Source organism: Micromonospora parastrephiae, from assembly GCF_016802865.1.
Taxonomy (GTDB): Bacteria; Actinomycetota; Actinomycetes; order Mycobacteriales; family Micromonosporaceae; genus Micromonospora; species Micromonospora parastrephiae.
In genome coordinates this window covers 1-6,161 of the sequence record NZ_JAEVHM010000254.1, presented here as the reverse complement: position 1 = coordinate 6,161, position 6,161 = coordinate 1, and the positions used below count along the sequence as shown (strand labels likewise).

The following is a 6,161-nucleotide window of genomic DNA, read 5'->3' as shown; positions in this document are numbered from 1 at the left end:
GACCAGCCGGCGCCGGCGGCGCGGCGATGGTCACCGGCACGCCGGACGGCTCGCGGGCACCGGTCACCCGGACCAGCGCCTCGTCGCCCGGGCGCACCTGGACCGACTCCGGCCGGATGCCGGCGGTGGCCATCAGGCGGGACATGTCCCGACGCTGCTCGGGCAGGACCAGGGTGACCACGGCGCCGGACTCCCCCGCCCGGGCGGTACGGCCACCCCGGTGCAGGTAGTCCTTCGCCTCGGTCGGCGGGTCCACGTTGACCACCATGTCCAGGCCGTCCACGTGGATGCCCCGGGCCGCCACGTCCGTGGCGACCAGGGCGGTCACCTGGCCGTTGCGGAACTGCTCCAGGATGCGGGTGCGCTGCGGCTGGGACTTGCCGCCGTGCAGCGCGGCCGCGCGTACGCCCTTGGAGAGCAACTGGCGGGCGAGCCGGTCGGCGCGGTGCTTGGTGCCCATGAACAGGATGGTGCGGCCCTCGCGGGCGGCGATCCGGGTCAGCGCGTCGGGCTTGTCCACCGCGTCGACGTGCAGCACGTGGTGGGTCATCGCGGTGACCGTGGCCGTGCCCGGGTCGACCGAGTGGGTGACCGGGTTGCTGAGGAAGCGGCGGACCAGCCGGTCCACGCCACCGTCCAGGGTGGCGGAGAAGAGCATCCGCTGCCCCTGCGGCGCGACCTGCTCCAGCAGCTTGGTCACCTGCGGCAGGAAGCCCATGTCGGCCATCTGGTCGGCCTCGTCGAGCACGGTGATCTCGACCTGGTCGAGCCGGGCGTCGCCACGGTTGATCAGGTCGTGCAGCCGGCCGGGGGTCGCCACGACCACCTCGGCGCCGGCGCGCAGCGCGTCCGCCTGCCGCTGCAACGACAGCCCGCCGACGACGGTGGCGCAGCGCAACCCGACGGCGCGGGCGTACGGCGCCAGCGCGGTGGTGACCTGCTGGGCCAGCTCGCGGGTCGGCACCAGCACCAGGGCCAGCGGACGGCCCGGCCGGCCTTGCGGCCGGCGGTGCGGGAGAGCAGCGGAAGCCCGAAGGCGAGGGTCTTGCCGGAGCCGGTGCGGCCCCGCCCGAGAACGTCCCGACCGGCCAGCGAATCCGGCAGCGTGGCCGTCTGGATCGGGAACGGCTCGGTGATGCCCTGCGCGGTCAGCGCGGTGAGCAGCGCGGGTGCCAGACCGGTGAGGGCGAACGAAGGAATAACAGTGGTCACGCAGAAGCCTTCCTCGACGCGGCACGTGTCGAGGGAGGGCGCCGAAGTCGGCGCTGTCACCGGCCGCGAAGAGGCAGCCAGGACTCACAAGCACGAACCGATTTGGAGTACGGGCCGCCCGCCGCCGGGCCGCCGCCTGCTTACGCAGGTCGACGGCGGGGCGGGCCGGTCCCGTCACCGTCACACCCGGAGGGCACGACAGGTAATGCTGACCGATCCGAAGATCAGATCGGGCGGATGTTCTCCGCCTGCGGGCCCTTCTGGCCCTGGGTCACCTCGAACTCGACCCGCTGGTTCTCGTCCAGGCTCCGGTAGCCGGAGGACTGGATCGCCGAGAAGTGGGCGAAGACGTCAGCGCCGCCGCCGTCCGGGGTGATGAAGCCGAAGCCCTTGTCAGCGTTGAACCACTTCACGGTGCCAATAGCCATGTGTTTCGTCTCCTTGACGGAACGTCGGACGCGCACTTGTTGCGTGCCCGAAGAGGAGCGCTCCGCGCGGGAATGCGCGAATCGCCTGTCGCTTCTGGTCGCCCCGCCCGGAGAACTCCGGACACAACAAAGAGCGCCTGGGGCCACAATCCCGCCAGGCGCACACAGAGTCTCTGGTAACCAAAACTGCAACCCGGTCAACCTACCACGGTTTTCCCCGCAGCGGTCAAGCTTGGGCGGAATTTTCGGGCAACTGGGCGATCATGGCGGTGAGCCCGGTCACGTCCAGCAGGTCGGCGGGGCGGACCGTCACGCCGTCCCGGACGTAGTGGAACGCCGCGCCCACCCGGTCGACCGGCACCCCGGCCAGCTCCGCCCACGCCAGCCGGTAGACGGCCAACTGCACCGCCGCCACCTCCGCCGCCGGCCCGGTGGGCTGCCGGCCGGTCTTCCAGTCGACCACGTCGAACCGGCCACCCGGCCGGGCGAAGACCGCGTCCATCCGCCCCCGGACCACCACACCGGCGATCACCGTCGCGAACGGCACCTCCACCTCCACCGGCACCCGATCGGCCCACTCGCTGGTCAGGAACCGCTCCTGAAGCTCGACCAGCGCCTCGTCCGGCGCGGCGTCCTCGTCGGCCGCGCCGGGCAGCTCGTCCAGGTCGAGCAGCCGGTCGGCGCCGAAGCGCTGCTCCAGCCAGGCGTGGAAGGCGGTGCCCCGACGGGCGTACGGATTCGGTTCGGTAGGCACCGGACGGCGCAGCGTACGGGCCAACGCCGCCGGATCGTTACGCAACGCGACGAGCTGGGTGACGCTCAACTGCCCCGGCAGGGCCACCTCCACCGCGCCGGAGAGCCGGGTCAGCTCGGCCCGCTCGGCCAACAGCAGATCCGCCTCGCGCCGCCAGCGCGCCACCTCCGGATCGGCCTCCGACCCCCCGACGACCACCACCTCGGCCGGGCCGCCGGTCATCAGGCGGCGGACCAGCCCGGCAGCCTCGGCCAGCGCCGGACGCCGGCCACCCAACGGGTCGGCCGGCCACTCCGCGCGGAGCACCACCTCGGCCGTCGGGTTCGTCGCGTCCGGGGTGGGCTCCGGCGCCCACGCGTCCACCAGGTGCCCCGGACCGCCGTCCAGGCAGGCGTCGTACACCTCACGCAGGAAGACCGACGGGCCGCGCGGTCGCTTCGTGCCCTCACCCCACCAGTAGCCGGAGCACAGCAGCAGCCGGCGCGGCCGGGTGACCGCCACGTACGTCAGCCGGCGCTCCTCCCGCTCGTCGTGCGCCCGCCAGGCGTCGGTGAAGTCGGTCACCGCCCGGGCCACGGCCCGCTGGTCCCCCGCCTCGTCGAGCGCCAGCTCCGGCAAACCGTCGGCGTCGCCGCGCAGCGGGAACGGCAGCACACCCAGCCCGCCCAGCCAGTGGTCGGAGTTGCGTACCGGCCCCGGCCACGACCCACGGCACAGCCCGGCCACCGCCACCACGTCCCACTCCAGGCCCTTGGCGGCATGCGCGGTGACCACCTGGACCGCGCCCTCCACCACCTCGACCTCGCCGGGGGCCAGGCCGCGCTCCTCGTCCTCCGCGGCGGTCAGATAGGACAGAAAGCCGGACAGGGTCGCGCCCGGGGTCTCCCCGCTGAAGCGGGCCGCCACATCGCCCAGGGCGTCCAGGTGCCCCCGGGCCAGGCCGGCGTCGCCGGCACCGTCCCGGCCGGCGCGCACCGCCACCTCCACGTCCAGGCCGATGGTCCGCTCGATGTCCGCGATCAGGTCCGGCAGCGCCTGGTCCAGCCGGTAGCGCAGCAACGCCAGCTCCATGCCGTACGCGCGCAGCCGCGCGAACCCCTCCGCCGAGTACGCCTGCGCCGGGCCCAGGTCCGCCAGTGCCTCCACCAGGGTCGCCTCGTCCAGCAGATCCGGGGTGATCTCCGGGGCCTCGTCGGCGGCCACCTGCCGCCGGGCGTTGGCGATGGCCCGGGCCCGCCGGTGCAACGCCACCAGATCACGCGGCCCGATCCGCCAACGGGCACCGGTGAGCAGCCGCAGCAGCGCGGCCCCGTCGGTCGGATCGGCCAGCACCCGCAGCGTGCAGACCACATCGCGGACCTCGGGAGTGTCCAGCAGACCACCCAGCCCGACCACCTCCACCGGCAGGCCACGCTCGCGCAACGCCGACTCGATCGCCGGGATCTGGCTGCGGACCCGGACCAGCACGGCCGTCGTCGGGCGCTGCGCCACCGGGATGTGCTCGGGTGCCGCGCCGGGCATCCGGGCCGCGCCACGCCAGGCGGCGAGCACGCTGTCGGCGATCCACGCCGCCTCGTCGGCGTACGTGGGCAGCAGCGCGCAGTGCACCGTGCCGCCGGCCGCCCCGCCCGGGCTGCGGTGCGGGATCGGGTCCAGGACCGTCAGCGCCGAACGCAGCTCCGGCACCCGGGCACCGGCCGCACGCAACGGGGTGGACAGCGCGTTCGCCACCCGGAGGATCTCCGGACGGTTACGCCAACTCGTGGTGAGCCCCAGCGCCCGCGCGGGCTGACCGTCGACCCGCGCGAACTCGGTGGGGAACCGGTCCAGTGTGCCGGCGCTCGCCCCCCGCCAGCCGTAGATGGACTGGCACGGGTCACCCACCGCCGTCACCGGGTGCCCGCCACCGAACAACGCGTTGAGCAGCACCACCTGGGCGTGGCTGGTGTCCTGGTACTCGTCGAGCAGCACCGCCCGGAAACGGTCCCGCTCGATCTCGCCGACCGCCGGGTGGTCCCGGGCCACCCGGGCCGCCCGGGCGAGCTGGTCGGCGAAGTCCATCGCCTCGAAGTCCTCCTTGCGCCGGGCGTACGCCCGCACCAGCGGCAGCAGGCGCAGCCGGGTCCGCTGCAGGGCGAGCGCCTTGCGCACGTCGGCGTACACCCGCCCCGGCCGGGACTGCACCTCCGCGAAGAACCGGCCCGTCCAGGCCGCCAGCTCGTCCGGGGCGACCAGGTGCTCGTCCAACTCCCCGGCGAGCGCCAGCACGGCGTCGGTGATGGTGCTCGGCATCCGGTCCACCTCGGACATGTCGCCGTCGTAGTTGCGAACCAGCAGGTCGACCAACTGCCAGCGGGACGCCTCGGTGAGCAGCCGGGTGGACGGCTCGTAGCCGGCCCGCAGCCCGTGCTCGGTGACGATCCGACCGGCGTACGAGTGGTAGGTGGAGACGGTGGGCTCACCGGCGAGCGGGTCGTCCAGCGGGTCACGGCCCTGCCGGCCGAGACGGCGGATCAACTGGTCGAGGCGGGTACGGACCCGGTGGGCCAGCTCGCCGGCGGCCTTCCGGGTGAACGTCAGCCCGAGGATCTGCTCCGGACGCACGTACGAGTTGGCCACCAGCCAGACCACCCGCGCGGCCATCGTCTCGGTCTTACCGGATCCGGCCCCCGCCACCACCAGCAGCGGCTCCACCGGGGCGGCGATGATCGCGGCCTGCTCCCGGGTGGGCGCCGGCAGCCGCAGCAGTTTCGCCAGCTCCACCGGGGTGTACCGGGGACCGGAGTCGGCGAGCCGGGGCGTCGGCGCCGGGCCGGCGCCGAACAGGGTGGGCTGGGTCACGGTGTCGCCTCGGCTCGCAACACCGGCTCACTCCTCGCCCTCACGGGTACTCCGGGTGGTCGGCGGCTCGACGACCTGGCGCCCCTGCCCGGAGACCGGGCAGCTGGTACGCACCGGGCAGACCCGGCACTTCGAATTGGCCACCGCGGCAAAGGTGGCAGCGGCCATCGTATCGGCGGTCCGCCGGACCAGCGCGGTCGCCCAGCCGGCCGCCGGGCCCTCGCCCGCCGCCGGCTGGTTCTGCTCCCTGGCGTCCTTCGCGGAGGTGCCGAGCTGCACCAGCGCGGCGCCCCCGGACTCGTCGCCGAACTCGGCGAACGCCCCCGCCTCCACGGCCGCCTGGTAGGCGCCGAGCTGCGGGTGCTCGGCCAGCTCGCTGCCGGTGACCGCGGTGGACTTGCCGGTCTTCAGGTCGATCACCACCAGCCGGCCGGCCTCGTCGACCTCCAGCCGGTCGACCCGTCCGGTCAGGTCGACCGGTCGCTGCGGGTCGTCCAGCCGGACCGCGAACTCGTGCTCGATGGCGAGCAGCCGGCGCGGGTTGGTGGCCAGCCAGCGCAGCAGCTTGTCGACCATCGCCTCGGCGCGTTCCCGTTCCGGGCCGGCCATCCACCGGGCGGCCAGCTCGATCGCGTCGAAGCGCGCGGCCACGTAGTCCAGTAGGGCGCCCCGGTCGGCGCTGGCGTCCTCGGCGAGCATCGCGGCGGCGTGCACCAGGTTGCCCACCCCCTGCGCGGTGCTGGTCGGGCCGCTGCCGCCGTGCCGTTCCAGCAGCCAGCGCAGGCTGCACCGCAGGGCGCTCTCCATCGCCGACGGCGTGACCCGCACCGGGTTCCCCTCATCGACCAGGGGGCGATCGTCGGAGAGCGCGCGCAGCCCCCACCAGTCGTCCGGGTGCGCGCCGGGCACCCCGGCGGCGGCGAGGC

The 6,161-nt window shown here is 74.2% G+C and carries 3 protein-coding genes and 1 pseudogene; all 4 read right to left on the bottom strand.

Going from position 1 to position 6,161, the window contains the following annotated elements; genetic code table 11:
* Positions 1 to 1,212 (bottom strand): annotated as a pseudogene (locus JNW91_RS28600) (DEAD/DEAH box helicase); the annotation flags it as partial.
* Between the two features lie 224 nt (positions 1,213 to 1,436).
* Positions 1,437 to 1,640 carry a transcription antiterminator/RNA stability regulator CspE gene (gene cspE, locus JNW91_RS28595; protein ID WP_101369720.1) on the bottom strand — a complete coding sequence of 68 codons (204 nt, stop codon included), beginning with the start codon at positions 1,638 to 1,640 and terminating at the stop codon, positions 1,437 to 1,439.
* A gap of 226 nt (positions 1,641 to 1,866) precedes the next feature.
* Positions 1,867 to 5,235: an ATP-dependent helicase gene (locus JNW91_RS28590; RefSeq protein WP_203178586.1), complete on the bottom strand. Its 3,369-nt coding sequence runs from the start codon at positions 5,233 to 5,235 to the stop codon at positions 1,867 to 1,869.
* A gap of 27 nt (positions 5,236 to 5,262) precedes the next feature.
* Positions 5,263 to 6,161, bottom strand: an 899-nt coding sequence (locus JNW91_RS28585) for a RecB family exonuclease (RefSeq protein ID WP_203178585.1), incomplete at its 5' end; no start/stop codon positions are given.